Source organism: Candidatus Nitrosocosmicus sp. FF01 (assembly GCF_047711275.1).
In the GTDB taxonomy this organism is placed as follows: Archaea; Thermoproteota; Nitrososphaeria; order Nitrososphaerales; family Nitrososphaeraceae; genus Nitrosocosmicus.
Window position 1 is genome coordinate 304,128 of the sequence record NZ_JBLNIG010000003.1, and the last position, 25,653, is coordinate 329,780.

General features: G+C 33.9%; 28 protein-coding genes and 1 tRNA gene. 10 read left to right on the forward strand and 19 right to left on the reverse strand.

Features of this window, described 5'->3' with window-relative positions; all coding sequences use genetic code 11:
- Positions 1-36: 36 nt before the first annotated feature.
- Positions 37-552 carry a hypothetical protein gene (locus ACMT7R_RS11635; RefSeq protein WP_415312104.1) on the forward strand — a complete coding sequence of 172 codons (516 nt, stop codon included), beginning with the start codon at positions 37-39 and terminating at the stop codon, positions 550-552.
- Positions 553-629: 77 nt separating this feature from the next.
- Here ACMT7R_RS11635 and ACMT7R_RS11640 read toward each other — a convergent pair whose 3' ends face one another.
- A complete protein-coding gene (locus tag ACMT7R_RS11640) occupies positions 630-1,364 on the reverse strand; it encodes an HAD family hydrolase (protein WP_415312105.1) in 735 nt (244 codons plus the stop codon).
- 455 nt (positions 1,365-1,819) lie between these two features.
- Here ACMT7R_RS11640 and ACMT7R_RS11645 point away from each other — a divergent pair, with 455 nt between their 5' ends.
- Positions 1,820-1,987 carry a hypothetical protein gene (locus ACMT7R_RS11645; RefSeq protein ID WP_415312107.1) on the forward strand — a complete coding sequence of 56 codons (168 nt, stop codon included), beginning with the start codon at positions 1,820-1,822 and terminating at the stop codon, positions 1,985-1,987.
- Between the two features lie 603 nt (positions 1,988-2,590).
- Here the strand turns inward: ACMT7R_RS11645 and ACMT7R_RS11650 are convergent.
- The 6 genes from ACMT7R_RS11650 to ACMT7R_RS11675 form a co-directional block, all read right to left on the reverse strand.
- Positions 2,591-2,992: a response regulator gene (locus tag ACMT7R_RS11650; protein ID WP_415312108.1), complete on the reverse strand. Its 402-nt coding sequence runs from the start codon at positions 2,990-2,992 to the stop codon at positions 2,591-2,593.
- Between the two features lie 378 nt (positions 2,993-3,370).
- The gene (locus ACMT7R_RS11655; protein ID WP_415312109.1) at positions 3,371-3,700 is read right to left on the reverse strand and encodes a hypothetical protein; all 330 of its coding nucleotides are present in this window, start codon (positions 3,698-3,700) and stop codon (positions 3,371-3,373) included.
- A 326-nt stretch (positions 3,701-4,026) separates the two neighbouring features.
- Entirely contained in the window at positions 4,027-5,973 is a 1,947-nt protein-coding gene (locus ACMT7R_RS11660; RefSeq protein WP_415312111.1) for a DEAD/DEAH box helicase, read from the reverse strand.
- A 205-nt stretch (positions 5,974-6,178) separates the two neighbouring features.
- Entirely contained in the window at positions 6,179-6,628 is a 450-nt protein-coding gene (locus tag ACMT7R_RS11665; RefSeq protein WP_415312113.1) for an Lrp/AsnC family transcriptional regulator, read from the reverse strand.
- Positions 6,629-6,893: 265 nt separating this feature from the next.
- A complete protein-coding gene (locus ACMT7R_RS11670; protein WP_415312115.1) occupies positions 6,894-7,502 on the reverse strand; it encodes a winged helix-turn-helix transcriptional regulator in 609 nt (202 codons plus the stop codon).
- A gap of 360 nt (positions 7,503-7,862) precedes the next feature.
- Positions 7,863-8,573 carry an Lrp/AsnC family transcriptional regulator gene (locus tag ACMT7R_RS11675; protein ID WP_415312116.1) on the reverse strand — a complete coding sequence of 237 codons (711 nt, stop codon included), beginning with the start codon at positions 8,571-8,573 and terminating at the stop codon, positions 7,863-7,865.
- Positions 8,574-9,464: 891 nt separating this feature from the next.
- Between ACMT7R_RS11675 and ACMT7R_RS11680 the strand changes: the two genes are divergently transcribed.
- On the forward strand, positions 9,465-9,923 hold the full coding sequence (locus tag ACMT7R_RS11680; RefSeq protein ID WP_415312117.1) for a M23 family metallopeptidase: 459 nt from the start codon (positions 9,465-9,467) through the stop codon (positions 9,921-9,923).
- An 11-nt stretch (positions 9,924-9,934) separates the two neighbouring features.
- Here ACMT7R_RS11680 and ACMT7R_RS11685 read toward each other — a convergent pair whose 3' ends face one another.
- From ACMT7R_RS11685 to ACMT7R_RS11695, 3 genes are all read right to left on the reverse strand, one after another.
- Positions 9,935-10,978, reverse strand: coding sequence for a diacylglycerol/lipid kinase family protein (locus ACMT7R_RS11685; protein ID WP_281722399.1), 1,044 nt, complete (start codon positions 10,976-10,978; stop codon positions 9,935-9,937).
- Positions 10,979-11,102: 124 nt separating this feature from the next.
- Positions 11,103-11,723 (reverse strand): hypothetical protein, encoded by a 621-nt coding sequence (locus ACMT7R_RS11690; protein ID WP_415312118.1) that lies wholly within the window; start codon positions 11,721-11,723, stop codon positions 11,103-11,105.
- 90 nt (positions 11,724-11,813) lie between these two features.
- Positions 11,814-12,230, reverse strand: a complete 417-nt coding sequence (locus ACMT7R_RS11695; RefSeq protein ID WP_415312119.1) for a hypothetical protein — start codon at positions 12,228-12,230, stop codon at positions 11,814-11,816.
- A gap of 236 nt (positions 12,231-12,466) precedes the next feature.
- Between ACMT7R_RS11695 and ACMT7R_RS11700 the strand changes: the two genes are divergently transcribed.
- Positions 12,467-12,757, forward strand: coding sequence for a hypothetical protein (locus ACMT7R_RS11700; RefSeq protein WP_281722402.1), 291 nt, complete (start codon positions 12,467-12,469; stop codon positions 12,755-12,757).
- Positions 12,758-12,765: 8 nt separating this feature from the next.
- Here the strand turns inward: ACMT7R_RS11700 and ACMT7R_RS11705 are convergent, their stop codons facing one another.
- Positions 12,766-13,773 carry a 2-hydroxyacid dehydrogenase gene (locus ACMT7R_RS11705; protein WP_415312121.1) on the reverse strand — a complete coding sequence of 336 codons (1,008 nt, stop codon included), beginning with the start codon at positions 13,771-13,773 and terminating at the stop codon, positions 12,766-12,768.
- Positions 13,774-13,975: 202 nt separating this feature from the next.
- On the opposite strand from ACMT7R_RS11705, the gene ACMT7R_RS11710 reads away from it, so the two are divergent.
- Both ACMT7R_RS11710 and ACMT7R_RS11715 read left to right on the forward strand, forming a co-directional pair.
- Positions 13,976-14,863 (forward strand): AAA family ATPase, encoded by an 888-nt coding sequence (locus ACMT7R_RS11710; RefSeq protein WP_281722404.1) that lies wholly within the window; start codon positions 13,976-13,978, stop codon positions 14,861-14,863.
- A gap of 276 nt (positions 14,864-15,139) precedes the next feature.
- On the forward strand, positions 15,140-16,354 hold the full coding sequence (locus ACMT7R_RS11715; protein WP_281722411.1) for a hypothetical protein: 1,215 nt from the start codon (positions 15,140-15,142) through the stop codon (positions 16,352-16,354).
- A gap of 20 nt (positions 16,355-16,374) precedes the next feature.
- Here ACMT7R_RS11715 and ACMT7R_RS11720 read toward each other — a convergent pair whose 3' ends face one another.
- Positions 16,375-16,824, reverse strand: coding sequence for a hypothetical protein (locus tag ACMT7R_RS11720; RefSeq protein WP_415312122.1), 450 nt, complete (start codon positions 16,822-16,824; stop codon positions 16,375-16,377).
- A gap of 88 nt (positions 16,825-16,912) precedes the next feature.
- On the opposite strand from ACMT7R_RS11720, the gene ACMT7R_RS11725 reads away from it, so the two are divergent.
- Positions 16,913-17,075, forward strand: a tRNA-Tyr gene (locus ACMT7R_RS11725).
- Between the two features lie 24 nt (positions 17,076-17,099).
- Here ACMT7R_RS11725 and ACMT7R_RS11730 read toward each other — a convergent pair.
- Positions 17,100-18,170: an alcohol dehydrogenase gene (locus tag ACMT7R_RS11730; RefSeq protein ID WP_415312123.1), complete on the reverse strand. Its 1,071-nt coding sequence runs from the start codon at positions 18,168-18,170 to the stop codon at positions 17,100-17,102.
- 347 nt (positions 18,171-18,517) lie between these two features.
- Here ACMT7R_RS11730 and ACMT7R_RS11735 point away from each other — a divergent pair, with 347 nt between their 5' ends.
- Positions 18,518-19,210, forward strand: a complete 693-nt coding sequence (locus tag ACMT7R_RS11735; protein WP_415312124.1) for an adenylyltransferase/cytidyltransferase family protein — start codon at positions 18,518-18,520, stop codon at positions 19,208-19,210.
- Between the two features lie 10 nt (positions 19,211-19,220).
- On the opposite strand, the gene ACMT7R_RS11740 is transcribed toward ACMT7R_RS11735, so the two are convergent.
- The 5 genes from ACMT7R_RS11740 to ACMT7R_RS11760 all read right to left on the reverse strand — a co-directional run bounded on the left by ACMT7R_RS11740 (position 19,221) and on the right by ACMT7R_RS11760 (position 22,621).
- On the reverse strand, positions 19,221-19,904 hold the full coding sequence (locus ACMT7R_RS11740; protein WP_415312125.1) for a DUF120 domain-containing protein: 684 nt from the start codon (positions 19,902-19,904) through the stop codon (positions 19,221-19,223).
- 66 nt (positions 19,905-19,970) lie between these two features.
- Positions 19,971-21,353, reverse strand: a complete 1,383-nt coding sequence (dnaG, locus tag ACMT7R_RS11745; protein WP_281722409.1) for a DNA primase DnaG — start codon at positions 21,351-21,353, stop codon at positions 19,971-19,973.
- A 165-nt stretch (positions 21,354-21,518) separates the two neighbouring features.
- Complete coding sequence (locus ACMT7R_RS11750) at positions 21,519-21,914, reverse strand: toprim domain-containing protein (RefSeq protein WP_415312127.1); 396 nt, start codon at positions 21,912-21,914, stop codon at positions 21,519-21,521.
- A gap of 27 nt (positions 21,915-21,941) precedes the next feature.
- Positions 21,942-22,244, reverse strand: coding sequence for a hypothetical protein (locus ACMT7R_RS11755; protein ID WP_415312128.1), 303 nt, complete (start codon positions 22,242-22,244; stop codon positions 21,942-21,944).
- Between the two features lie 68 nt (positions 22,245-22,312).
- Positions 22,313-22,621 (reverse strand): hypothetical protein, encoded by a 309-nt coding sequence (locus tag ACMT7R_RS11760; protein WP_281722410.1) that lies wholly within the window; start codon positions 22,619-22,621, stop codon positions 22,313-22,315.
- 89 nt (positions 22,622-22,710) lie between these two features.
- Here ACMT7R_RS11760 and ACMT7R_RS11765 point away from each other — a divergent pair, with 89 nt between their 5' ends.
- Entirely contained in the window at positions 22,711-22,878 is a 168-nt protein-coding gene (locus tag ACMT7R_RS11765; protein WP_415312129.1) for a 50S ribosomal protein L40e, read from the forward strand.
- 98 nt (positions 22,879-22,976) lie between these two features.
- Positions 22,977-24,701 (forward strand): B12-binding domain-containing radical SAM protein, encoded by a 1,725-nt coding sequence (locus ACMT7R_RS11770; protein WP_415312130.1) that lies wholly within the window; start codon positions 22,977-22,979, stop codon positions 24,699-24,701.
- 14 nt (positions 24,702-24,715) lie between these two features.
- Here the strand turns inward: ACMT7R_RS11770 and ACMT7R_RS11775 are convergent, their stop codons facing one another.
- Entirely contained in the window at positions 24,716-25,618 is a 903-nt protein-coding gene (locus ACMT7R_RS11775; RefSeq protein ID WP_415312132.1) for a B12-binding domain-containing protein, read from the reverse strand.
- Between the last annotated feature and the right edge of the window lie 35 nt (positions 25,619-25,653).

Genomic DNA, 25,653 nt, shown 5'->3' on the forward strand with positions numbered 1-25,653 from the left:
TGAATTATTTAAATTATTATATTTAAAACCAAATGAATGTCTAACTCAAAAAAGTCTGGATCAACAAAAGCGGATATAAAGAATTTGGAAAAAAAATTGGGAGAGGTATTAGGACTAGAAAGAGCTGCTCAAAAAGCAGTAGATGAATTGGTAGCTATGAAATTACTCGACTCGGGTGACAAGGATGAGACAAAAGAAATACAGGATGAAGCAAATTCCCACGAAGAAAAACTTTTGGAAGTTGTAAATCAACTAGCCAATGATGAAGAGATCAAAATAAATATAGAAACTGTGAACGATACCGCAAAGGAGACCGAAAAGAAAGCCACCAAAATAATGAAAACATATTTGGGAGAAAATCCTGACAAGTCTGAAGGATTAGAATTTCTTTGTTTGGCAGAAGGTGGTGAAGTGGCTCACTATGAGGTTTTAGAGGTCATTTCAAAAAAGTTCAATAACAGAAAACTTCGTAATACGGTAAGGTCAATATTAAGGCAGGAAAGGGGTCATCTAACTATATGCCTAGATATGGCAAGAGAGGCAGTTTCCTAATAATAAAAATACTACATCATTTCTAGTTTAAGGACTATCCAAACCATTACTTCTGGCATCAGCACCGCCTAAGCAACTCAGCCACTCTTACTATTAGTAACACTATCAGCACCACCATCAGAGATACCCTCACTCCATTTAATTAAAAAATCTGCGGCAGACTTTGTATCCTTAAATACTATTTTATCTAGGTTTCTCATGTCTTTAGGCAAATTTTGAAAATCCTCAAGGTTTAATGGGGAATTATTGAGGGTTATAATGAATCTAATACCTGCGTTGACCGCTGCCTTAACTCCCAAAGGGGAATTTTCTACCACCAGTGCTTCATCAGTATTGAGATCCAACTTCCTAAGAGCAGTTACAAAAGGTTCGGGACTTGGCTTCCCTTCTTCCAAGTTCTCACCTGATATCACAAGGTCAAAACTTTCTAACAGGTGATTTTTCTTTAATAACGATTTTACCTCATTTTCAGATGCACCACTTACGACAGCCTTAATACAGTTGGTACCTTTTAGAGAACTTAATAATTCTCTTACACCTTCAAAAGGTTTTGAATTTTCGTTCTTCTTAAATAGCTCCTTTTTGCGTTCGCTTATTTTCTTGATAAAATTTTCATCAGAAAAACTACTGCTACCATTTTTTTTCAGAATCTCTTTTATTAAATCTGGACCTGGCATACCTTCAAGCAGGTATACATCTCTCTTGTCAATGTCGAGTCCAGCTAACTCTCTGAATGCAATTTGAAATGCATCTGCATGAAAGGGCATTGCGTTCAGCAATACTCCATCCATATCAAACAAAATTCCTTTCAATCTAATCTAAATTGTTCAGTATATGTTAAATATTATAGATTAACAACAATATTGGCGGATTTCAAAATGGTAACAAGATTTGGTTTCAAAAATTTAGTAAATACGCAAGAAAATGTTGTCGACTTACTATTATGTAATAACAACACTAATACTTTTCTGTTATGCAACTGATTTGTATTTCCAAACTTATGATTGTAACTTATCGTGGCGTAGTAAACCAAATAATACTAAATATTTAATGCAAGATCAGCAAATTATGAATACAAAAAATGTTTTGAGGAAAACGAAGGTAGTTCAAAATAATAACTTTTTTATTTAATCTTCTGATACTATAAGAATAACCAGCCTTTTCATTAGGATTGGTTTTCACATCAAAAAATTGTTTAAGGAAATCATTTTGGGTTCTGGAAATGAAATGCTTTATCATTATAAACTTTGTCACCTAGATTTTGTTAATGACTTCACCACAGCAGTCCCAATCGAGAGTGTCTACTAAATTGTCAAATTCGATTTACAACATCTTGTCAGCATTGGGTAAAGATGCAGATTTCTTGTATAGTACAGTTGACAGATACATTGAGGATGCTCAAAACGACGGTAAAGACAACTTGGCAGAAATCTGAAGGAAAATTAAACAAGACAAGGAAAAACACCTAACGAAATTGAGAGATTGTCTTGAAAAAGAGGCAAAAGAAGAGAACTTATCTACATAACAAAAGCACATACTCCGTTCTTATAAGCGTTTATGGGAACTGACACTCTAGTCAATCTGTCTGTAGAAAATCAATTTTTTTAGATAGTACTTTTTACTGTGAAAGTGCATTTCATCATCTATTGAAACGATCTTTTTAGTGATTCTTTGCAATATCGTTTTTGAGAAGAGAAATAAAATTGAATATGTGTGATTTGTCAACATTCTATTACCTTAACGATTGTTAGAATAAAGTCAACTTTCTGATGTGTATTTGATTTGAACATACTAAATAGTAACCAATTCCAAAGTTAGAGATTATTGCAATTACTTTGATATCCTAATCTATTTTGTTCTATATGAAGGAATAAATTCATGAACGAAAATTTAGAACCCCACAAAAAGGATAGAAGGAATATAAGTTATTACTTGAATCGGTTCAAACGCTATCTAAAATCTTAATCAAATCCCATCTTTTTTTCTATGTCTTCATACTATTCAAAATTGGTACAACTACGATGATACAGTACCAATGTCAATACAAAATTAAGCATCCAATGTCTGCTTCAATATCTTGTGCTACTGAATTTCTTAATTCCGCTAATTTGACTGGTTTTTGCACTACCCTATCTATTTTTGCATTCTTGAACTTAAAATCGTCGATCAGGTCCTCTGTCATAAATGCAGTTATTAAAACAATTTTGATTTTTTCGTCAAGTTTTCTTATCTCCACTGCCAAATCTAAACCAGACATGTGGGGCATACGGAGATCGGTTAATATCAATGAAAATGTATTGAAATTATCTTTAATATACTCCAATGCTGTTCTAGGATCGGTAAAAGATATAGTCTCAAAACCAACTTTTTGAAGACAAGTCCTAAAAAGGTTTGCCAATTCAATTTCATCATCCACGACTAGTACTGAAATTGACGACATTACTATTCATTATCAATCTTTCTTTAACATATTTAACCATTGTGGTGATGCAAAAAATCATTATTAATTGAGCAGTAACTATTCGGACTATTAGTTAACCTATAATTATGACAACATTCAAAATCCTTTCTTGAATTGGTATTTCAAATGAATTCATAATCTTTTCAGATTTGTTGACAAATTTTTTCATCTCATGTTAATTTTCCCAATTTTTAGATTGGATATACGTACATTATTTGAAATGACTTGCTTGTTCATGATTTAGTTTTGATAATTAATTCTGTCAAAGTCGATAAGGGTGGACTTTCAAATGAAGTTGCTCCGCAAGTAAAGAAACTATTGATAATCAAAAGTAATTTTGAAAGGTTTATTTTTTTGTCATTTAAATTCATTTATTTGAAGAAAGATTTGATTAGTGTTCAAATTTTCTCTCGACTTCATTGATTCAATTTGAAGTAATAACTCAATACCGTCATTTGCAATAAAAAATGATTTGATTTTTCCCTGATAGGTTATTAAATTGAATTCAATCATATAAAATAAATATTTCTTGATCGAGTCTTTGTCAATGGGCATTATACTTGATATAGTAGAGCATAGATTGGAAATAGTAACGCCTTCAAAACAAGACATGAGTATCGGTTGGAGGATTACAGCTTTCATTATAATTTTCTTCCCGTTTTTATTATCACTAGTTGCAACTTTCATATACTTTCGATTCCTATACGTTACCTTTTCCTAACTTTCGAGAGGCCACAGCAATAAAAGGAACTGCTATTGTGTCCATCTCCATTTAACTGCTACCAATTTGATTTCACCAAAACATGAATCAGTTCTAGACCTACCTTCGCAAGTCTTATAAGACCTTGCACTAGAAAGGTAAGTTTTTTGAAAGTTCATCTTATGTAAATGAAATAAATTAACATTTTATATAAAGACTGATCCAGCCTTATTCATTGATGAGATACTCTTTGTAAAAAATATTTAGGTAACAAGACATGATACTTGTCAAGAGTTGTTCAACTCAAATTTTGTTAGTTTACGCGCGTAAATTCAGTAGCGAATATATGTTTGCACTTTAAATTTCGAAATAGATAATCTGCGCATGTACAACTTAATTTATCAAGGTCAACAATGTATGTTTTATTTTTGTCCGATGTACTTTTGACTTTATAAATTCTTGCCTCATTCTCTGAATTCAGTTCTGAATGACGATAGTCATGGTTAATGTCTGCGGATCGTGTGTCGTTTTCAACTTGTTCTGTTATTAGAGATTTTTCTTTAAGACTATTTTCTACTATTTGAAAAGCCCTGTTGATTCTTCTTACTCGATAATCTTCATTTCCCTTTTGCTTTATTAATTTTATGACTTTCCTATGTAAGATATCACTGCTATATTTCTTTTTTGTCAAAGGAGAACTGTTTTTCCTTTTCTCCGTTTGAGGTGCATCTTCATTTTCAATTTTGTCCCTATCTATGGAGATTTCACATCTGTTTTTCTCTGCTAATTTTTCTTTCTGTTTTAATCGCGGTGTTGTACCGATGCTCAAATCCGTATTTGGAGAAACAGCCTTGGCAACAATATCAATTACATTGTCATCCTTTGTATCTGGAATGTACACAACATAAATCAATGCAATACTTTTGCCTTCATATTTTCTTAACACCCTTCCTATTCTCTGGACTATTTGGTTTATGTTAGAAGTGGTAGCAAGTATTATTTCTATCCTGACTTGGGGTACATCATATCCTATTTCCAAAGTGTGCACTGAAAGTAATACATTAAATGTAATTCCCCAATTGTTTAGAATTCTTTGCCTTTCTGGAGTACGCACTTTTGCGTCTATAATCTGTGATTCAATTCCCCTTTCTAAGAGGATCTGTTTTAACTTTTGAATAGATTCTATTGTTTCGCTAAACACCATTATTTTTTCATCAGGAAACTTATTCTCGACGATGTGACATGCTGTTAATAACTTGTTATTGGCATAACTCAACAGAAGTTTCCTTTTTCTCACATTCGAAAACCATGCTTTTGCCATCCCGCTTGCAAATCCACCCCTTCTTAACAATCTGGTCATGGATTCGACATCATACCGCTTAAAGCGATTCGAAATATTCTTTATCTTTGTAGTATACATTTCATATTCTGTTCTTTCTTCTTCCGATAGAGAAACTTTCACCGGGATAATAATTGGCTTGGCCAATCTATTGTCCCTAACGGCCATTTTGATGGGATATTTAATTATCGGAGGTATTACTGCCATAATTGTACTATTTTTCTGATCCTTTTCGTCCAAGGTCGCAGTTAATCCCAGCACACCTTTTTTTGGATCTTCTATTAAATAGTCGAATAATTTCACAAAAGATTTCGATGTGTCTTTTATTAGATGTACCTCATCCAAAATAACCATAGTAGATCGCCTAATTAAAATCGGATTTCTAACAACGCTGTTGTATGTACTTATTATTATTTCTCTTTTTTCTTTGCGTTCCCCATAAAATGACCCGACTTTGTCTTCGGGAACTCCATAAGATATCAGTCTTTTAATTGTTTGATCAATCAATGAAATTCTTGGTACCAGTATCAAAATATTGAAAAATGAGTAATGCGTACCAATTTCTCTTGCAGATCCTAAAGTCTCAGCGGAATCGCATTTTCTGTGTTCGTCAATCTCGCTACTTTTTACTTTGTGACTAGTTTCATCAAGTGAATCATACTTTGCTTCCTTATCTGACCTGGGAAAACGTGAATATGCAAACATTAACCTTTTGGCACATTCAAATGCAATCTCAGTCTTTCCAGTTCCTGTACTATACAGTATAGTTCCACGAAAACCATTTTCTACCCATGAGTCTATTGCTGCAAGTTGATCCTTTTTTAAAGTAAAAGGGAATTTGAGGAAAAATATGGATGGCACAGACTTTAGACCCATTGATTGTATCTTTGGAGTTGAATTCGACCTTTCCGTGGTGGCCATATTCAATTACCGGAGAATGTATTCTCCTTCTGAATCTTGGTAGGAAAAAACAAACAATACATGGGTTCTGATTAGCTGTAATTGTACAGTTTAAACTATTATGCTTTTGGATGTAAATATGACATGACCTTAAAGCAGATCCAACTTGATTTTTTTCAAAATACTTTTCTAAAATAGGAATTGGTCAAGTCAGGCTCTTCACTTGTTATCTTAATAAATTAAGTACTATAGGGACTTTACTTGAGCTTATTTTGTATACCGTTTCAGACCATACAATCTTATCAATTTTCTCAAAGGATTTTACCTTTGCAATTAGCTCAAGTAACTCAATACTGCGTCTGTAAACTACGTTTGCTATTAAATCTGAGTTACCTATATGGACTTCAACAGATGTAACACCGTCTAATTCCATTATTTTATTAGCTATTCTTTCAAAATCCCCATCTTCTAAATATATATGCAGCATCCCAACCTTAAAGCCAAATTTAGGATAATTTATTTGTGAATTAAAAGTAACCAAATTCTTGGCAATTAAATTTCTAACCCTTCTCTGTACTGTGCTCAAAGGAATTCTTATTTTAGTTGATATTTCCTTATTATTTTTTCCATTTAACAAAAGTCCTATTATTTCACTATCTATTTTATCAACATTCATAACTGGACTGTAATTAGAGCCGGTGTTCTGATTTATCAACTCATATAATTATGAGTGTTAGTCATTTTTAACCATATCCATGCAATATTTGTTTACCGCGGATAATACAATGAGTTTGAATCGATAAATATTACAATTCGGAAAATAACAATAAGTCATTTAAATTTAAAATTAAAATTTCACTATAACCCCAGTAAAATGACATCTGCAGGGAGGAGACATTCTAAAATGTACTCGTTTTTTTTATTTGATTATTTACCAAAGATTAAACTAGATCGGAAAAAGATATTTCCTTATTATTTTTTTCCGTTATGTACTCTGACCATTCTACCATGCTAACCATTTCCATTTCCTTGATTTCTTCAAGCAAACTAAATAATTCGATTGAATCTGAATAGGCTACTCGAAAAGAAATGTTCGTATCTGGATTTCCAATCCTCAAAGCCATATTAACTATATTTTTTTTATGTTTATTGTAAAAAACATTCATTACATTTTGACTTTCTCCATTTCTTGTTGCAACCGAGATTTCAGATATCCTAAGTCCTAATTTTTTAAAGTCCAAAGTATAATTCTTTTTTAGTATAGAATTTTTTTCTAAATTGCTTCTTCTTCTCTGGATTGTAGATAACGGGATCTTTAGTTTTGCTGCGATTTCTGAGCTCTTTATGTCTCCATTATTGACTAAGGCTTCCACTATACCCAAATTAATGCTATCTAGTATCGGGGTTGATCCCTTCTTTTCTTCGAATTTCTGACCCTTTCTTTTCCGTCTCTCAGAATTTATTTGAGATTCTTCATCATAATCGCCATTTGATTGCTGTATGAACTTTGATTTTTTTCCGTTCGCTGATGCATTTAGTCGCCTTGGCAATTCGCATCTTATTTTTAAATATAATGAGATTTAAGTATATCTTTTAGACATTTTGTGACTTTTTGCATCAAAAAATTACTTGATATTATCAACTCATTCATACTGGTGATGTAATGCAATTCATGATTTTAAAAAATAGGTATTGGTGTTATTTAGATGAGTTTTTGCCTCACAAAAATACTATTGCTGTTGGTCAATAACCTTAAAAAAATCCAGTTATGTGTTTGAGAATCCTAAATAATTCATCATTTGATGTGCGTATTATCAAAATAAACTGATTATGCCCTTCATTGTTATGCTAATTTGGCTTATCCGGATGCTATTAGAAGTTAGGATAAAGAAGACTTTAAGAAACTTGCGTCAAACCGATATTTTGGTTGCATGAATATGATTCAGTTTATCAGTTAAACTATTCCTAATAATACCTGACAAATTATCGCCTATGACCATGACCTGTTCTGACCAGTCAACATTCGTAGCTAATGGTAGGGATTTTATCTCTTCTAGCAAAAAATGCAGTTCATCAGACCCATTGTAAACTACTTCAAGACATAAATTATTACCAGAGTTTATTCTTGTTGACGCATTGACCACATTCCTATCGTATTTTTTTAAAAGTTCTTCTCCAGTTTCTCTGGCTCTTCCTCCCTGAACATCCACAAATATCTGAGCGGTCCTGTATCCTAATAGTGTCAAGTCCATATGATATTTTTTCCTTAAAAGTGATTTTTCGATACGGGTTCTTCTTCTCTGGATTGTAGATAACGGGATCTTTAACTTTGCTGCGATTTCCGAGCTCTTTATGTCTCCGTTAGTTATCAACTCTTCGACTATCTTGAGATTTATTCTATCCAATGTAAATTGATCCGTTTCGTTTTTATAATTAAAATCTCTAGAGTTTATTTCGCGCTTTATGTTATTAGTTAACCTATTACTTGGCTTTCTATTTACAATCCTTTGACTTTTACTTTTGTTGTTGCTCTTGAAAGGCAATTCACTGTTTTTGGAGGCTTCTTTACCATAGGTTCCCCCAGTACCATTTGATTCGTCAATGCGAGATTTTCTTGGCACGAGACTCACCTGTTTATATAATTTCGAGGCTATTAAACATATTTAATGAGTGAATGATGGTTTTTGCAATCATTCTTGTAAGATGGATCCATCTTTACTTCACGAAGGCGCAGATTTAGTACAGGACGATAAAATATCTCTAGGTTTTACCTCACATTGTTGTCTATTTGGGATTAATAATATACTTCTAGTTAGTTTGATGAAGACAAAAACTGTGTTTGAATCTGCACGTAATAAATAAAGCGTATACCAAAGTAAACATAGGAGTTATTAATATTTTGTATAATTTGATAATCCATTTTGTATTCTAAATCAAAAATCAACGACTTTTAGAGCATGATAATATTCCTTGTCTTTTTTAATTTAGTTGCCGCTATCATTCAAATTTGTGACGAGTGGTTTAAAAATTGATTATTTAATTGCTTTTTGGCATATATGTTGAATAGATGTACTTGGTGGCTTGATTAACCATAATCTTGATTCAAATTATATTTAATATCATGTCTAACTACCGATGATAACCAGTGCTGAAAGATAAATAGTTTAATCCTTGTATATATATAATGCAAACCAATGAGATCACGGTAGATTCATGGAAAATCATATTTTAAGCTTTATTCATATTGAAAATGAAAATTACAAGATCCCCCTTACGGTAGTTAGCTTTAAGGTGACTAAATTCGGGTGTGCTAGTATTGCGAATAATATAGTGTATTTCAACAATTAGATGTGGATAGGAAAGTTGATTGGAAAATGTTTGTTATCATTAGAAATATTTGCGATTATCAATTACAAAGATCCCTTAGGCTTAAAAAAAATCAACATTCAGTGGAATCCCTGAGTCCATCTATTTATCGGTTCGATTGAGATTTATTAATTGGATATTTTATAATGCACCTATCAAAAAACAAGTACTCTTTACCAATTTTGAAGCACTATATTGCAAGAATCGATAGGACTTCGTCGCCTGCGCATGTAGGTAAACTCAGAAATGCAGTAGATTTCGTAGCGCTAATGAGAACTCCGGTCCTTGCATCGGCTGATGGAGTTGTTACTTATGTTGAAGATAGATCCAATATTGGGGGCCCTGATTATTCATATTGGGATTTTTCAAATTTTATCGTGGTAAATCATTCTAATGGAGAGTATACTAGATACGATCATCTTGATTTTGAAAGCTCGCTAGTGAGTGTAAAACAAAAAGTAAAATGTGGGCAGCAGATTGGCCGTATAGGTTTGACAGGTTTTACTTTTGTACCTCATTTGCATTTCCAAGTATTTATTTTCACGGGGCCCAACATTTGGATGGATTTTGAAACTCTAGAAATTAGATTTGTAGAAGATCAGTAAGAAGAACATGACTACAACTTTATTTTTAAGCATCTAGGATGGACTCTAAAAAAAGCAGGGAGAATGCCTACAGGTTCACCATCAAGACTCACGGTAATGTTATTTTGAAAATCCGTCAGCCAGCTAACTGTTTGGGATTGTCCATAGTAAATATCGTCTTCATTTTCAATCGCCTCCTCTCCTCTTTTTATGTTTACAAGCTTTTGCAATATCTTAAAACTGTCGGAATCTTTTATAAGGATGGTATCTAACAATCCATCTGCAACATCGGCCCTGGTGGCAACTTGAAAACCTCCACCCAAAAAACTTCCATTTGAAACCATACCCATAGTCATTTTCGTGGTAAGACTATTTACAATCTTGTGAGTTGTAGTAGAACCCTCTATTATTTGACAAACATTGCTCTTGTACACTGGAAGAGTAGCAACAATGCTTGTGATAGTTGAGAGGATTCGACTACTAATTTGATCACGTACCATTTTTCCTTTTTCAATAATTTCAGCTCCCAATCCTATCTCTGCAGCATTTAAGAAAACCCTGAACCGATTTCCTGAAGAATCCTCGGAACCCATTTTTGCAACACAACTAATGATGTCAACCTTTTGAGTAATACTCGATTCGCTCACGTATTTACAACATTGTTCAAAATCCTGCGGCAATCCCAAGGACCTTACAAGTACGTTTCGTGTTCCACCAGGAAGGATAGTCAAGGTGCATTCACTATCAATTTGCTCTAATTCAGTTAATGCCAATATTTTATTATACTCGACGGTCATCAAATCAATATTATCGAATTTATCGTTACTAACCTTTTTAAAAAATCCGTTACCAACTTCATTTATTATGCCATCGCCTCCAATAGGAATGATATTTTCATAACCTTTTTCCAAGTATTTTCTTGTCATAATCGTACCGTCACCAGATTTTTCGGTGAAAGCAAATTCTAAATTGGTGCCAAAATACTTTTGTAAGGTATCCTTTATGGAATCCCAGTTTTTTTTCGTTTGTCCACCTTTGGAATTAGGGTTAACTATTGCAATTGATTTGACTGTCATTGATTATAACTAAATTTAACCAGAGCTGACGACGTATATAAATAAACTACGTATAGTATTCTATTTATTTTTATAAAAGCCTAGACGACCGAAACTATATCCCTGAATTATGGAATTTTGCCTACTATTTACCCATATCTTTTTTATTTTCTGACTCCTCATCATCACTAGAAAGAGTTGTACCAATCTCACTTATCAGCTTGGAGGATTCAGTTATGCTTTTAATTTGTAAATCATCGCTACCAGAAATAATTTTCGATAAACTTGGACTAGCATCTTTTCCCATGATAATAGCTTCCTTTCCTTTTCTGAGCAAAACTATAGTGATATTATTTTCTGAGAGCTTTACAGCCAGATCCTTTACTATTTTCAATTGATCAAAAATACTTGCTTCATCGTCTGTAAGGAGATGAAAAAATTCTTTGGCCATTTCTAATTTGTCTTTAATCTTTTCCACTGATTGGTCCTTTGATTCATCAGGCTGTTTCTTTTGTTCAAAATCAGGCGTTTGGTTATCTTTTTCAACCTCGAGGCTTCTAAATATTCCAAAAACCTCGGGATCTAGGATATCAATGTCTATCTTATTTATCTCATTTGACGTTGATGCTCTTACATCAATGGTCGGTCTATTTTCAACTTCAATCAGGATATTTCCACCCTTTAAAGATTTGATTGATCCAACTACCGCATCAAATACTGAGCGTCGTTGCTTTCTTAAATCATCCTGATACTCTTTTGTAGTCATATTAGTCTACCCTGTTTTCATTTTGTTAGTGAAAGACCTAGCACGAGTTATCACTTATAGTTTTCTCAATCTCTTCAGACTGTGCGAAACTTATGTTGAATTAATTTCGTTACTACTGTCGTAATCTTTTAGCGCAGGTTCATCATCGAGAGTCTTGAATGATTCTTTCTCTATATTATTTGTTGTAATATTATCACTATTTTTTCTCATACTTCCGTAACTATCATTAACATTTCCTGATTTGCTGATACTGCCTTCGCTTTCATTATTTATTTTTTGTACCCTGGCTGAAACAGTGATTGTTCCATGAATTATCATTTTACCTCCTCCTATTGTTCTGCCTTTTGGATCAGTAGCTGAAGGCATTTCTATTTTCAAATCCTCAAAATTATACTTAACAAGGGCGCCTTTTCCAGTTAACTTGTCTAATAGTTGCTCTATAACCGGTGCTCCGTGCTCGGTAATCTTGCTGGTTATGCTACCTATACTTTTGTTTATTTCGCTCATGTTTCTTATAATTGATTGAATACATCATAAGTTATAAGGTATAACTCTCATTGGTTCATCGAGTTGAATATTTGTTGAAATCGGTTGCTCGCTTTCTCATGTATTTATGAATGATAAACGTAGGTTGTAAAACTGTTTACTAGTTTGGATAAATCCATCTCTAAAAACCTGGGAAAATTAGTTAATAAGGGTTCAAAACCAAAGTAATTAAATGGGATGAGACCCATATTTTATTAGTGATTCCAGAGAGCTGTTCTTTTGCGTATAATGGCACCCAGTGTCCTCTTCCACCTCAATTTATTATAGAAATTCTTGATGAATCCAACAACGGCAACAAATTTATGATAGGATTGACATGTCCAGACCATAAGGAAGTTTTGGAAAAAAAATTTCTTTTACTGCAGGGAAATAACGTTATTCCGGCAGGTAAAATTGTGTTAACACCTGTCAAGATAATCCATACTGATTGTGTCAAGGGAACATTGGAAGATGAGGATGAAGTTAAACTAAAGAGGATGAAGGAATAGATACAATATTATTCTATCAAGAGTGCATTTTCGTATTGCCCTCGCAGAACATGTATAATATTTAATGCTGCTAGTTCAGACATCTTATTCCTTGTATCTTGACTCGCACTACCAATGTGAGGTAATAAGACCACATTCTCCATTCCTACTAATTTGTTATTTTTTTCTATAGGTTCATCTTCATAAACATCGAGTGCGGCGCCCGCAATTACCTTACTTCTTAGGGCTGAAATTAGGTCTTTTTGATTTACTATTTTACCTCTTGCAATATTTATTAAAAATGCACTTTTTTTCATCTGTGACAAAAAATTATTGTCTATTAAATGATAACTTTCTCTGTTAAGGGAACAACATATAATTACGTAATCTGACTCTTTGGCTAAATCATTCAAATCTCTATATTTTATATTCTCAAAATTTAATCGGCGATTCTTCATTTTGGATTTGGTTACGGGTTTCCTATTTGTATATAGTATCTTCATTCCAAACCCTTGAGCTCTTGTGGCGATAGCGGTACCTATTTTTCCCATTCCTATGATACCTAATGTTTTGCCGTGGATATCGGTACCTATCATTAGATCAGGACTCCATCCATATTTCCACTCTCCCTCTCTGACGAGTTTGTCGCCTTCCACTATGCGTCTACCAATACATAACATCAGACCAAAAGCTAAATCTGCCGTTGTTTCAGTAAGAATACTTCCTGTATACCCAACCCTGATGTTTCTTTTTCTTGCTTCTATCATATCGATATGTTCATATCCAGTGCTAAATGTGCTAATTATTTTTAGGTTAGGTCCAGCTATATCCATAATCTCTTTATCTATGTTATCATTTAAGAAACACAAAATTGCATCCACATCTTTTACCTTGCGGCTTAATTCTTTGTGTCTAAGCGGACGTTCTGATAAATTGGTGATAAGTTGATATCTTTCTTTATTTAATATCGATAGACCAGCATCTGAGATAGGTCTCGTGATTAACACCTTCAAACTTGAAGAATTTGTTTTGGCCATTCAAAAAATAATGTCATAGTGCATATTATTTGTTCAGATATTCCATAGGAAGTTAAACCTAGAGTCAAATCTATCTCTATTTTTTTGGAAAACTGTTTTGGTCTTGTTAGTTTAAAATTTAGGGTGGATGTCGGTTTATATTTTTTATTAAATTTCTAAATCTTCAAGTATATTTTTATAGATAATCGCAGAACAAAATGTAATGCAGAGATCATATTCTTCTTCTTCTTCTTCTTATCATACTTCACCCGATGGTGAATATACAGACGGGGACCTAGGTTTAATAGGCCATAGTGAAATAAAGAAAAAGAGTAGACAGTCAAGAAATATGGATAAATTTGAACACTTTGATTCAAATTCTATTTCAAACCAACAACAGTCTTCTGAATCATCTTCACTTGAATCTGCTGAAAAACTCTTTGCAAACATCGTTGGTTACGATGATGTTAAAAAAATTTTTACTTATGCCCTAAACTCTACTTTACCTGTTCATATTCTACTAGTGGGGCCTCCAGGTTCGGCAAAGACTTTGTTTTTAATGGAATGTATGAAGTTATCACGATCGTACTTTACTTTAGGTAGCCATAGTACAAAAGCAGGAATGCTGGATTATCTGTTTAACAATAGACCCAGAAATTTAATTATTGACGAGATTGAATACATGGCTATCAAAGATCAAGCGGCACTGCTAAGTCTTATGGAGACAGGGATCCTAAGTGAGACCAAATACGAAAAAACGCGTAAATCTGTAATGCGAACCTGGGTATTTGCTTCATGTAATAATGAAAAAAAATTATTAACTCCGCTTCTATCGCGTTTTTTTGTTCTATATTTTAAGAAATATGATTATTCAACATTTGAAAAAATTTCAAATCATATTCTAAGCAGAGAATGCAACCTAAGCTCAGAAATCTCAACATTGATTGCAAGTTTGGTATGGAGTAAGCTAAAATCAAGAGATATAAGAGATTGCATAAAAATTGGCCGAATATGTAAGAATAAAGATGATGTGCATATGATTGTAAAAATCCTAAAGCGCTATGACAACACTAATTCAGGTAATGAAATAGAAAAAAAAATACAAAACTGACGTAGTACAAAATTGTTTTTTCCTATACATGCTTCCCACTGAGAAGAATATGATTATTACCATTACCTGAATTTTTGAGTCAAACCAAATTGATTCAAAACATACAGTAAATTGATGCAATGCTACAAGTTTTTATATTGATGATTTACAAAATTCTATCTAAAAAGATAAATCAACAAAAGAATATTAATTCAAAAAGTGATATCAGATTAGTCTTTATCTGTACCTAATTTTAGTTAAATTTAATATGCCTATTGCGATATTGCAGTTCGTGATCTGTTGAATCGCTCTGCTTATAGATTAGATGATCTGATTTTTCCGTTATTTGTTTATGAAAGTGAGAACGTATACAAACAGAGCTTGATGTCAGGCCACATGAATAAATCAAAGGTTTGTCCAAAAAATTTGGAATCTCTCTTAGATCACTTGACTAATTTGGGTATTTCACAAATACTTTTGTTCGGAGTTCCCAAAAAAAGAAATGAAACTGGTGATTCGTCATTTGCTAAACATGGTGTGATTCAAAATTCCATAAGAAAAATAAGAGAAAATTTTGGATACAGTTTTAGAATTTTTTCTGACGTTTGTTTATGCCAGTATAATACATCTGGTCACTGTGGAATATTAACAAAGAAAGTCAATAAATATGCCTTCAAGAGAAATTTATACCGTAATGCTGAAATCGACAATGACAGGACACTAGAGTCGTTAGGACGAATTTCATTGAGCTTGTGTGATAGTGGAACGGACTTTATAGCCCCCTCGGCTATGATGGATGGTCAAGTTCTTTATCTAAGAAAATTATTAAATACAAATGGATTTGAACATGTAAAGATATTAAGCTATTCGGCTAAGCATAATTCATGTCTATATTCTCCATTTAGAGCAAACAACTATTTAGAGTCTGGATTTATTGACAAATCAAGTTACCAATGTTCCTTCTATAACAAACGTGAATCGCTGAGAGAAATGTTGATTGATATTAAAGAAGGTTCTGATTGGGTAATGATTAAACCATCACTTTGGTACATGGATATTATCCGACAAGCTCGTGAACTTGTCAATGTACCAATTGTTGTTCAAAATGTATCGGGAGAGTATGCTCTATTAAGATCTACAATGAATCCTGACTCTGTCAGTGGACCACGTGTTGATGACAATAGGATTGGTGAGAATAAGCTTAATCTGGTTAATGGAGTTTTTGGACTAAACCAAAGAAAAATAGAATCAATATCTAGAGAAAGAAGTCAATTAAAAAAACCAAACAATCTGAAAAAACCAATGATGGACAATGATTTCTTGGATGCTAGCGCTAGACTTAGTATTAATGCCAAGTCGAGTCCTACTGCAAGTGGTGAGAATAGGTTTTACAATCCTGATCCTATTTTAAACTTCATAAGGTTACTTAAGAGAGCAGGGGCCGACAAAATAATTACCTACTTTCTGCTGGACATGTTAGATGAAAACAGTATGGGTAAAAGAACAATATGAAATGTTCTTTATTTATTTATTTATTTATTTATTTGGCTATTTGATGCGTTTACAATTGTAATAATTTGACCGCTAGTAGAGTCTATGTAATACTTTGATCCATTTGATACAATTTCCCAACCAAAATGACTTCCACCAGTAATTGGTTCGTTTGTCTTATTGATTACTTGGAAGGTTTCGTGGCTATCCTTGTTTGCTTTATATATATTACCATCTCCATCAACCATTACATACTGTGAGGTAAATTTACCCTGTAGATCATCAAATGTAATATTACGAAGATCATTTAATGTCTTGTTAAAAATATCATGAAGTATGATTATATAGGCCTCTTCAGGAATCAATCTTGCAAACGTCGTGCTTTGCTGACTTAAAGAATAATTTACAACAAAATACATCGCTAAAGTAAAGCCTATTGATAACAGGACAATGAAAATAACTTTGTTTCGCGGTGCATCTAGCTTGCCCAATTATTACCTATTGAAAAAGAACACTATTTAATTATTCATTGTAAAGTTACGATTAGATTATATATCAAATCTTTTAAAAATTAAGTATCCCGCGGTAGCTCAGCCTGGTAGAGCTTTCGGCTGTAGTTGTTGGCAACAAATTGCTAATCGTACATCAGCCTATCAGGCTTACATTCAACAGTAACCGAAGAGTCGCAGGCTCAATCAAACAAAAGAGAGATCTTTTTTTGGAGTAAATCCTGCTCGCGGGATACAAACATTTCCTGTTACAATAGTTAGTTTGGATTTATGATTGCTCTTCCTATAATTTTCCCGTTTTTCAGGTCTTCTAATGCTTCGTTAACCTGGTCCAACGAATATCTCTTGTCTAAAACAGTTTGAACTTTTCCTTGAGAAGCCAAATTCACTAGCTCTGTTAAGTCAGAAAATGTACCAGTATATGCACCAGTTAATGTGTATCCTCTCAAGGGAATCATAGGCAAATTTAGCTCCATAGATCCACCGAATAAACCCACCATAATCATTTTACCTCTTTTTCTTAACATGTTAAATGAGTTTATGGATGTGATGTTGTTATTTACAAAATCTATTACTACATCTGTACCAAAGCCATTAGTAAGGTCCTTAATTTCTTTTACTACATCTGATTTCTCTCTGCTGTTAATGACGTTATCCGCACCTAATCGTTTTGCCTCTGCGAGCTTTTGATCGTTGACGTCGACGACTGTTATTCTTGAATTGTGAATAGCCTTTGCAATTTGTACACCCATTAGACCTAAACCACCAGCACCGACAATAACTATACTGTGGTCTTTTTCTAATCCGACTGTAGGTGTAGCCTTCTTCACAGCATTATATGCGGTCAACCCAGAACAAGCGAGTGATGATGCGGAATCGAATTCCAAATTGTTTAGTTTTATCAAGTATCTCGAATCTGGAACCAAAACATATTGTGCATATCCCCCATTTTGGTAAATCCCCAAAGTCTTAGGCGAGTCACAAAGGTTTTGCTCTCCTGATAAACAAGCTGGACACGATCCTTCGCCTAACCATGGGTAAACTAGGACACTGTCTCCCACCTGTACGTTATTAACTGCATTCCCTGTTTCTTCAATTTTGCCCGCTATTTCGTGTCCCGGGATAAGAGGAAATTTTACACCCCTATCTTCAACTTTCATAAATACACCTTTGGGTCCAGCATATCCGCCTTCCCACAAATGGAGATCGCTATGACAAACTCCAGAAGCAATAACCTTTACCAAGACTTGATTTCCTTCAGGTTTGGGAATTTTGATCTCATCGATTTCTAGTGGTTGATTTGTTTTAATTATTTGAGCCCCTTTCATATCAAACTCATGGTATACATGTTTAATTATCTTTGCTAACCTTGGCGAATTGTGAATATAAAGAATATATTAATTACAGTAGAAAACAGCGTGATGTCGATGATGACGACGAAGAGCCGTCTGATATTTTTATGGTGATGAGGATTATGAGTACTGAGACATCAAATATTACTTGAAAAAACCAATAATTTCGCTTACAAATTATATTGGTTGAATGCATGATTTTTCTAGAGACAATATACCTAAAGATTAACTGCTTTGGGGTTTTTAGATTCAGTTCTCGCAATATCAGTACAAATTACAACTCTAAAATTATATACCGTAATAGTTAAGTTAATTCAAAATTAATGAATTCCACACAACGGTATTTGCTATCTTCAATTTATTGTAATAGTCTATGTGAGAGTAGTCGGGCAGATGCTGATGACGGTGTCCCGCTTTTTTCTTATCTTTCCCAGAAGCTGGAAGTAGACTCAACTTTATTTGAAGATGATCTATTAAAGCTTTCGAGATCGGGATTAATTGTAATTAATAGAGATGGAAAAGAAGGAAAATTTCTTGACAGAAAGGAACCATTGTGCTCGTTGACCAAAAAGGGTAGAGCTGAAATAAAAGTAGTGCTTGTTGGTGGGGTATTTGATCTCCTTCATGCAGGTCATATTCATACATTAAAATCTGCAAAATCACTTGGTGATGTTTTAATTATCGTGGTGGCAACCGATACCACTGTTAACAGCTTAAAAAAGAATCGCAAGATATTTCACGATGAAAATAGTAGACTAGAATTGGTCTCATCTATTCGGTTTGTGGATAAGGCCATAATAGGCAGGAAGACTTCAATTTATGAGACAGTCGATTTCGTTAAACCAGATATCATAGCATTAGGATATGATCAAATTCATGATGAAAAATTATTGAAAAAAAATTGTTTAGATAGAGGTTTAAAGCTTGATGTTATTAGACTTTCTTCGCCTATTCCCCAACTGAAAAGCTCTGTCATAAAAAGTGAACTGGGCAATTCATTCTACGATTTACAGTGAATATAGGTGTCTAATTTTTTATGGTTATGATGACATTGTCTCCATTTTTTAAATTCGAAATTTCTTTGATACTGTGTGGTCCAATTACTTCAATCAAACTATTGTCGTGATGTGTTCTTTCTAACAACAATACATGAACCTCCCTTTCCTTTATTTCTTCAAAATTAGAATCTGGATTACTACTTCTGTCAAACTCCTGTATTATGGTTGCAGAATAACATTTGACCCACCCAAAAGTCCTATCTGCGTTCTTAAAACCTTCAATATGAATTGATGGTTGATTTATTAGATCCTTTCTAGAAATCAAATAATGCTTGTCCTCTAACCTAACATTTAGGGTTCCTGGAAAAGGTTCATAGCCAAGTTTCTCTCGAAATTGCTTTTTATATCCTTCTAGGGACATATAATAAGCTCCTTCTCCCATTCCAGTAACTATCTTACCCTTAAACAATATCTTTTTATTATTGGAGTTATCCATTGATTTCTTTAACGCTTCGTAAATTTCTTGTAAAGTCTCATATCCTTCTTCAGTCAACTTAATTCCAAATTTTTTGTTATTCTTTATCCTTTCTATTAGGTTCTCCCTTTCCAAATCTATCAATACCTTGGAGGCGGTCTGTTGAGAGCGGTTAATAATGCGACTCATTTGGCCACTTGTAATCTCCAAATAATTGTTCTTGCCACCTAATGACAATAAATGAGTTAGAATTAAAAAATGGAAATAGTTAAAGTTTTTACGATCTTTAACTAGCATATGGATTTAACTGTTGCGTATTGATTGACTTATCAATCCGATGTCAGAGAATGTCTGAACTCTAACACTGGGATTAGGTTTCTTCAGGTTACTTGTTCTATGGCCGATAATGTATTTGATACCCGATTTATTTGCAGCCTCAACCAACCTTGGAGTTACAATTCCATCCAGTACTAACAAATTGCCATCTTTCAAATTTGAAATCTTTTTTAGTATTTCGGGAATTGGAATTTTCACAATCTTTTTCATGGATTTGTCAAATACCATTGCTTCTAAAGTCTCGTTGATCTCTTGAAAGACTTTCTTTACCGTGGAGATAACTTCTTCGTCTTCCTTTGAGATTGGATTTCCTGTCGATGATGACAAAGCTGTGGATGAAGGAGTGGTTCGTAGGCCTTCCAAATTGGACGATTCCTGTCTTTGATGACTGTTCTTGATTGAATTTATATTACCATTATCTTTTTGATAATCAAATCCTGGCTCCTGTCCATTTACGAGTTTCAACCCATGTTCACTTCGATGACTATTCCTAATCTGTTGAACATTTGATGGGATTGGAGAGTGACTTTCACTATATCGGTCTTTAATAAATTGTTCAACATCTTTGAGTATTTCGGAAACCTCTAATGGGGTACACTCTTCTACCTCTCTACCAGGTGGTGCTCGGTATACTTTATCTATGTTGACTAAACCTTGTAACTCTTTTAAGATAAGATCACCTGCACGATCTCCGTCGATAAAGGCAACCGTTTTTTTTCCATCGGTCAATTTCAAAATGGTTTCATCAATTTTTGCTCCCTCTATTGCTATCGAATTATCGTAGCCCGCTCTGAGCAGGTTTATGACATCTGCGCGGCCCTCAACCAGTATTATCCAATCACTGTCAAATACTCCAACCCCGCATGCTAACTGGGCCTTTCCAAATGTAGTTAACCTTCCCGGCTTACTTGCATCATAAACATCCTTTAACATCTCTTCTCCTTCACTGATCGTTTTAGTCGCCCATTCTTGAACAATTTTTTTTGCTCTATCGACTATTATTTTTTTCTTAATTGCTCTGATGTCATCTATTCCTACCAGAAAAAATTTGGCTTGAAAAGGACCCACTTTATCAATACTTTCTATGGCTGCGGCTATCAAGGCGGCAGTCGAGATATCGGTACTCATTGGAATTAACGCATCACCTCGGGCTGAGTTGGATTTTGTGTCTACATTGACCTCAATCCTTCCGACCTTGGATACTTTTTGTAATTCATTTAAGTTCATTTCAGGTCCCAATAATCCTTCAGTCTGACCAAAAATAGCGCCAATTATATCTGCCTTTTCTACCAAGCCATCAACATCAAATTTCAGTTTCACATGGTATTTTACAATACCAGTATTTGGCATCTTTACTACCTCATTGTTAATTTTGTTTATCATATTTTGGTGATTATCATAACTATAATAGCATACCTTGATTAAGTTTTTTGTTTTAAAAAAAAAGCCGCTTTCCTTTATCCACTTACAAATCTATCCCCTAACTTGTTTTTTAGTCAATTTAATAACATATACTTATTCTAATAGCATGCTATCATAAAATGACTTTAATTCTTCGATATTCTTAACTTTTCCTTGTGTTATTCGTAATAATCTCATTCTATATTTTTGATCAATATACTTCTGTCTGAGCATATTGCATATTTTCTTCGTCATTATTTCTCCGGTTCGATCCAAATCCAACAATATGATCAATTTCTTGTAATTGTCACGAAATTTATCCACTAGATCTATGTGGTTCTTAAAATTATGGTATATCTTTATGTTTCCGTTACAACCAAGATACGACAGTGCCTCTAGATCTCTTTTTCCTTCAACAAGAATCAGAGATTCTTGAGTGGATTCACTATTGATTTGATCTATGAATTCGTTGATTTCTTTAATTACTTTAAGTTTTTCGTTTCTATCCATTATTATAAAAAAACTTGATTATCAGCTTTAGGAGCCTACTCTCTTCATTTTGGAACCGCATTTTGGACATGATGATTGATTGTGCTTCGTACCACAACTCATACAATAGTAGCTGACTGAACTACCATTTCCACCAAAGACTGAACCAGCCATTCCCATCTTCTTCATAGCTCGATTTCTAATGTAATAACTGAGTAATATGAATACTACTATAATTACCGGCAGTGATAACGGAAACGGAAGCAAGAATGAGATTGCAAGACTTATACCTAATGATATACCAATCCACAACAATTGTTGAGACAAGAATTGTTTGTTATTACCTATCACTATCTCTCAGTGTTATAATTAAGAAACATTATATATAAAATGTTTCCCTTCGATATCTGATCTCATAATCAATTGTATTCTGTATAATATTTGTGTCTTTTTTCTACTTCTTTGTTCTTTCCTTCTTTCACAATACCAATTTCCTTCTGAAGCAGATCTTTACAATGTTGTTTAAATTTGATTCCTTCTTCTGTGTCTGGAAATTTTCCGATAGAATACTCGAAATTTTTCATAAAATCTATAACTGTATCCCTAAATTCTTCTTTCGATGGATTCTTCTCGTTTCTGACCTTAAACAAGGATACTGCAAGTTGGGATGCATAAATCTTTGCTATATCCTCTGCTAGTCTATCTACTTCAAAGTAATCTGGCATCATTTTAAAGCAGTTTGATTACTAATAAATTTTTTAGCATAAAAAAATAAAATAGAAAGATAAAAATGGGTATGCCCTAAAGAATGTTTATAATGCCCATTACCGATGTAACTAAAAAACAAATAGCTCAGCAGCGACGATTATTCTTTAGAATTTGTTTCGATTGCGGTGCAAAAAATCCTATTGGTGGTACTCGATGCAGAAAATGCCGAGGAAGTCACATGAGATTAAAAAATAGGACATTAGGTGCCAAGAAATAATTTCGTACTAATTTAATCTTTTTATAATATTTTTGGGTTATAAATAAGAAAACTTTAATTATCTTTTTTGATTCCTACACTTTGAGATAACATATAATATGAAGTATCCAAAGGTCGTTCTTACTGCCGATAGAACATTAATGTCTCCCTACAGAGGAATTTCACTAGCATCGTTTTTTGGATGTGCTCCTGCACTGGATCCAAATCGTAGTCATGATTCAATATGGTATAAAATATTAGGTAATCAAGTTACTCCAAAGTTACTCTTTGATTTTATATGTAATCCAATTGCCAATTCTAATGGTTTGGCCGATTACGCTCCATATGGATTGAGGAAAGTTGAAGCCGCTTTGCTACGGGATGGCTATGCCAAGGAAGATGTTGTGGTTGCTCATCCTGACCACATTGATAAATTCATAGGACCTCAAACGGAATTTGTAGGAACTTACGAAATGGACCCACTTGGCATGGGACCAGTTACTATGACTTTCACTTATGGAAGAAAGCAAATGTCATATGCAGAATTTTATAATCGTGATTTACATCATCGCATCAATTCAGCCAAACAAAAAAATGGTAGCAAGGCAAAGGTTGTCGTTGGAGCCTCTGGTACTTGGCAGTACAACTATGATCCGGCAAAAATAGAAGAATATGGCCTTTATGCTATTGTAGAAGGAGATTTAGGGGGTATTGGGCCCGAAATTGATGGCGCCGGAGGTAGATTTTTTGATTCTTTAATTAATAATGAATTGGAAACAGCGAATCCCTTTAAGAAATCTGAATTTAAAGTAGAAATCAAAGAATTTGATAGAAATGGTAGAAAATATCATGGTCGATTCATTCATTATTCAAAAGAGCCTAGCGTTGACGAAATACCTGAAATAGTCAATCCAAGCATGCACGGAATGGTTGAAGTGATGAGGGGATGCGGAAGAGGTTGCAAATTTTGTGATGTAACTCTTCGACCGCTACGTTACTATCCTGTGGAAAAAGTGCAACGTGAAATTCAAGTCAATATGAAATATGGAGGATTGAAGAACGCATGGATACATAGCGATGACATTTTTGTATATGGACTTAACCCTAGAACAACAAAGAATATGCAACCAAACCGTGAGGCCATTGAAGAATTATTCAAAGGTATAATGGAAACGGGTGTGGAGCATACCAATCCTACCCATGGAACATTAGCAGGGGCCATTGCTGATGAGAAACTAATTCCTAATGTTTCAAAGATAATAAAAGCCGGTCCCTCTAATCATATAGGAGTCCAATGTGGTTTTGAGACTGGTAGTATTAGATTGATAGGCAAGTATGCGGACCGAAAACTTGCTCCATTTAGACCTTCTGAATGGCATTGGGTTGTGAAGGAAGGTGTAAAGACGTTGAATGAGAATTATTGGGTCCCGGCCTTTACACTTATCATGGGATTGGATAATAACGAGAATGCAGATGATAGCTGGGAGACAATCCAGCTCATTCACCAACTCGAAAAGGAACAGCCAGATTCTAAATTTACTGTTACTCCATTGACCTTTGTTCCGATCGGCTTGTTGGAAAAATCTGACTTTTTCGATATTGGTAACACAATGGATCCCGCCAAACTCGGGGTCATGTATAAAACTTGGCAACACAACTTCAAATATGCGATTCACAAGTTTATGCATAAGGTTGGTCAGAATGATCCAATAAAGAAAGTCTTTTTTGCAACTCTTGCCAGGACTTTGGGAGGAGTTCCGCTTAGTGCAATGGAACGATATGCACGAAAGAAGAGCCCTGAGCATGAGAGAGTGATAGAAAAAATAAAGGCTCAGTACGCATAATTCAACACTCGAACTCATCTGGCTATTTTTTGTTCTAGGTCGTTGAGTAGCTTTTCAAAATCTGCGTACATCCTTGCTCCAAGTACATTCTTTTCTAGTTTATCTTTCAATAACTTGTTAGAAAAGATAAAAATCTGATCCTTAACTTGAGTTTCAACTTCAATGAGCGTTGAATATAGGAACCTAATGGATGTTTCGTTGTTTGAAATCACTACTATAACTGATTTTCCACTCGTTCTCTTGGAAAGCTTGTTTACATAACGTTGTAAATCAATATCAAAAAAGGGATCGATATAGTTTTCTACATTCCCTATTAGTATGGAATTGATACCTTCTTTATTCGTCAATATCTCTAACATTATGCATATTGGAAGTGAATCATCATCTCCTGAAATGATTATAATTTGAGAATCCCCGAATCTAGTATTATTTACCTTCAAAACATTCCCAAGAATCCTTACCGAATTGGAAAGATTACTACACAGATGGATCTTTTCTGTCTTGCCAATTTTTCCCCTGTCATATAATTCTAGAATTGTGTTTAGCACTGGCAAATAGACATTGGAAACTATCTTCCTCAAATTGATGTTGCGATTGATTAAACTTAAAACAATATTTTCGGCAATTTCCTTTTTACCGTTCAGCAATGCTCCAATTAGTTTTTGTTGAACATCTAAGAAATTTTCATCTTGAGAATCCAAGTTGGCTATCCCAGGGTGCAAAAACCAAAAATTCACAGAGCCAATTTTTTTTCTATTGATAATTTTTTGAAAGTATAAAATATCAAGATATCTTGAGATGGTGATTCGATTTGTACCCAGATACTTTGCGATTTCGGAAGTAGACATTGGATTATTATTTTGAAGTAGATCAATAACATTGCGTTGGACATCTGCTAGGTTGTATTTCTTGTACATTGGTTACATCAATTCCGAATAATATTCATTCTTAA

What these genes read in the sequence shown, in the direction of transcription:
- ACMT7R_RS11635 (WP_415312104.1), top strand. Translation starts at nt 37, where the DNA reads ATGTCTAACTCAAAAAAGTCTGGATCAACAAAAGCGGATATAAAGAAT.
- ACMT7R_RS11645 (WP_415312107.1), top strand. Translation starts at nt 1,820, where the DNA reads ATGACTTCACCACAGCAGTCCCAATCGAGAGTGTCTACTAAATTGTCA.
- ACMT7R_RS11650 (WP_415312108.1), bottom strand. Translation starts at nt 2,992, where the DNA reads ATGTCGTCAATTTCAGTACTAGTCGTGGATGATGAAATTGAATTGGCA.
- ACMT7R_RS11655 (WP_415312109.1), bottom strand. Translation starts at nt 3,700, where the DNA reads ATGAAAGTTGCAACTAGTGATAATAAAAACGGGAAGAAAATTATAATG.
- ACMT7R_RS11660 (WP_415312111.1), bottom strand. Translation starts at nt 5,973, where the DNA reads ATGGCCACCACGGAAAGGTCGAATTCAACTCCAAAGATACAATCAATG.
- ACMT7R_RS11665 (WP_415312113.1), bottom strand. Translation starts at nt 6,628, where the DNA reads ATGAATGTTGATAAAATAGATAGTGAAATAATAGGACTTTTGTTAAAT.
- ACMT7R_RS11680 (WP_415312117.1), top strand. Translation starts at nt 9,465, where the DNA reads ATGCACCTATCAAAAAACAAGTACTCTTTACCAATTTTGAAGCACTAT.
- ACMT7R_RS11685 (WP_281722399.1), bottom strand. Translation starts at nt 10,978, where the DNA reads ATGACAGTCAAATCAATTGCAATAGTTAACCCTAATTCCAAAGGTGGA.
- ACMT7R_RS11690 (WP_415312118.1), bottom strand. Translation starts at nt 11,723, where the DNA reads ATGACTACAAAAGAGTATCAGGATGATTTAAGAAAGCAACGACGCTCA.
- ACMT7R_RS11695 (WP_415312119.1), bottom strand. Translation starts at nt 12,230, where the DNA reads ATGAGCGAAATAAACAAAAGTATAGGTAGCATAACCAGCAAGATTACC.
- ACMT7R_RS11705 (WP_415312121.1), bottom strand. Translation starts at nt 13,773, where the DNA reads ATGGCCAAAACAAATTCTTCAAGTTTGAAGGTGTTAATCACGAGACCT.
- ACMT7R_RS11710 (WP_281722404.1), top strand. Translation starts at nt 13,976, where the DNA reads ATGCAGAGATCATATTCTTCTTCTTCTTCTTCTTATCATACTTCACCC.
- ACMT7R_RS11730 (WP_415312123.1), bottom strand. Translation starts at nt 18,170, where the DNA reads ATGAAAGGGGCTCAAATAATTAAAACAAATCAACCACTAGAAATCGAT.
- ACMT7R_RS11735 (WP_415312124.1), top strand. Translation starts at nt 18,518, where the DNA reads ATGAATTCCACACAACGGTATTTGCTATCTTCAATTTATTGTAATAGT.
- dnaG (WP_281722409.1), bottom strand. Translation starts at nt 21,353, where the DNA reads ATGCCAAATACTGGTATTGTAAAATACCATGTGAAACTGAAATTTGAT.
- ACMT7R_RS11750 (WP_415312127.1), bottom strand. Translation starts at nt 21,914, where the DNA reads ATGGATAGAAACGAAAAACTTAAAGTAATTAAAGAAATCAACGAATTC.
- ACMT7R_RS11760 (WP_281722410.1), bottom strand. Translation starts at nt 22,621, where the DNA reads ATGATGCCAGATTACTTTGAAGTAGATAGACTAGCAGAGGATATAGCA.
- ACMT7R_RS11765 (WP_415312129.1), top strand. Translation starts at nt 22,711, where the DNA reads ATGCCCATTACCGATGTAACTAAAAAACAAATAGCTCAGCAGCGACGA.
- ACMT7R_RS11770 (WP_415312130.1), top strand. Translation starts at nt 22,977, where the DNA reads ATGAAGTATCCAAAGGTCGTTCTTACTGCCGATAGAACATTAATGTCT.
- ACMT7R_RS11775 (WP_415312132.1), bottom strand. Translation starts at nt 25,618, where the DNA reads ATGTACAAGAAATACAACCTAGCAGATGTCCAACGCAATGTTATTGAT.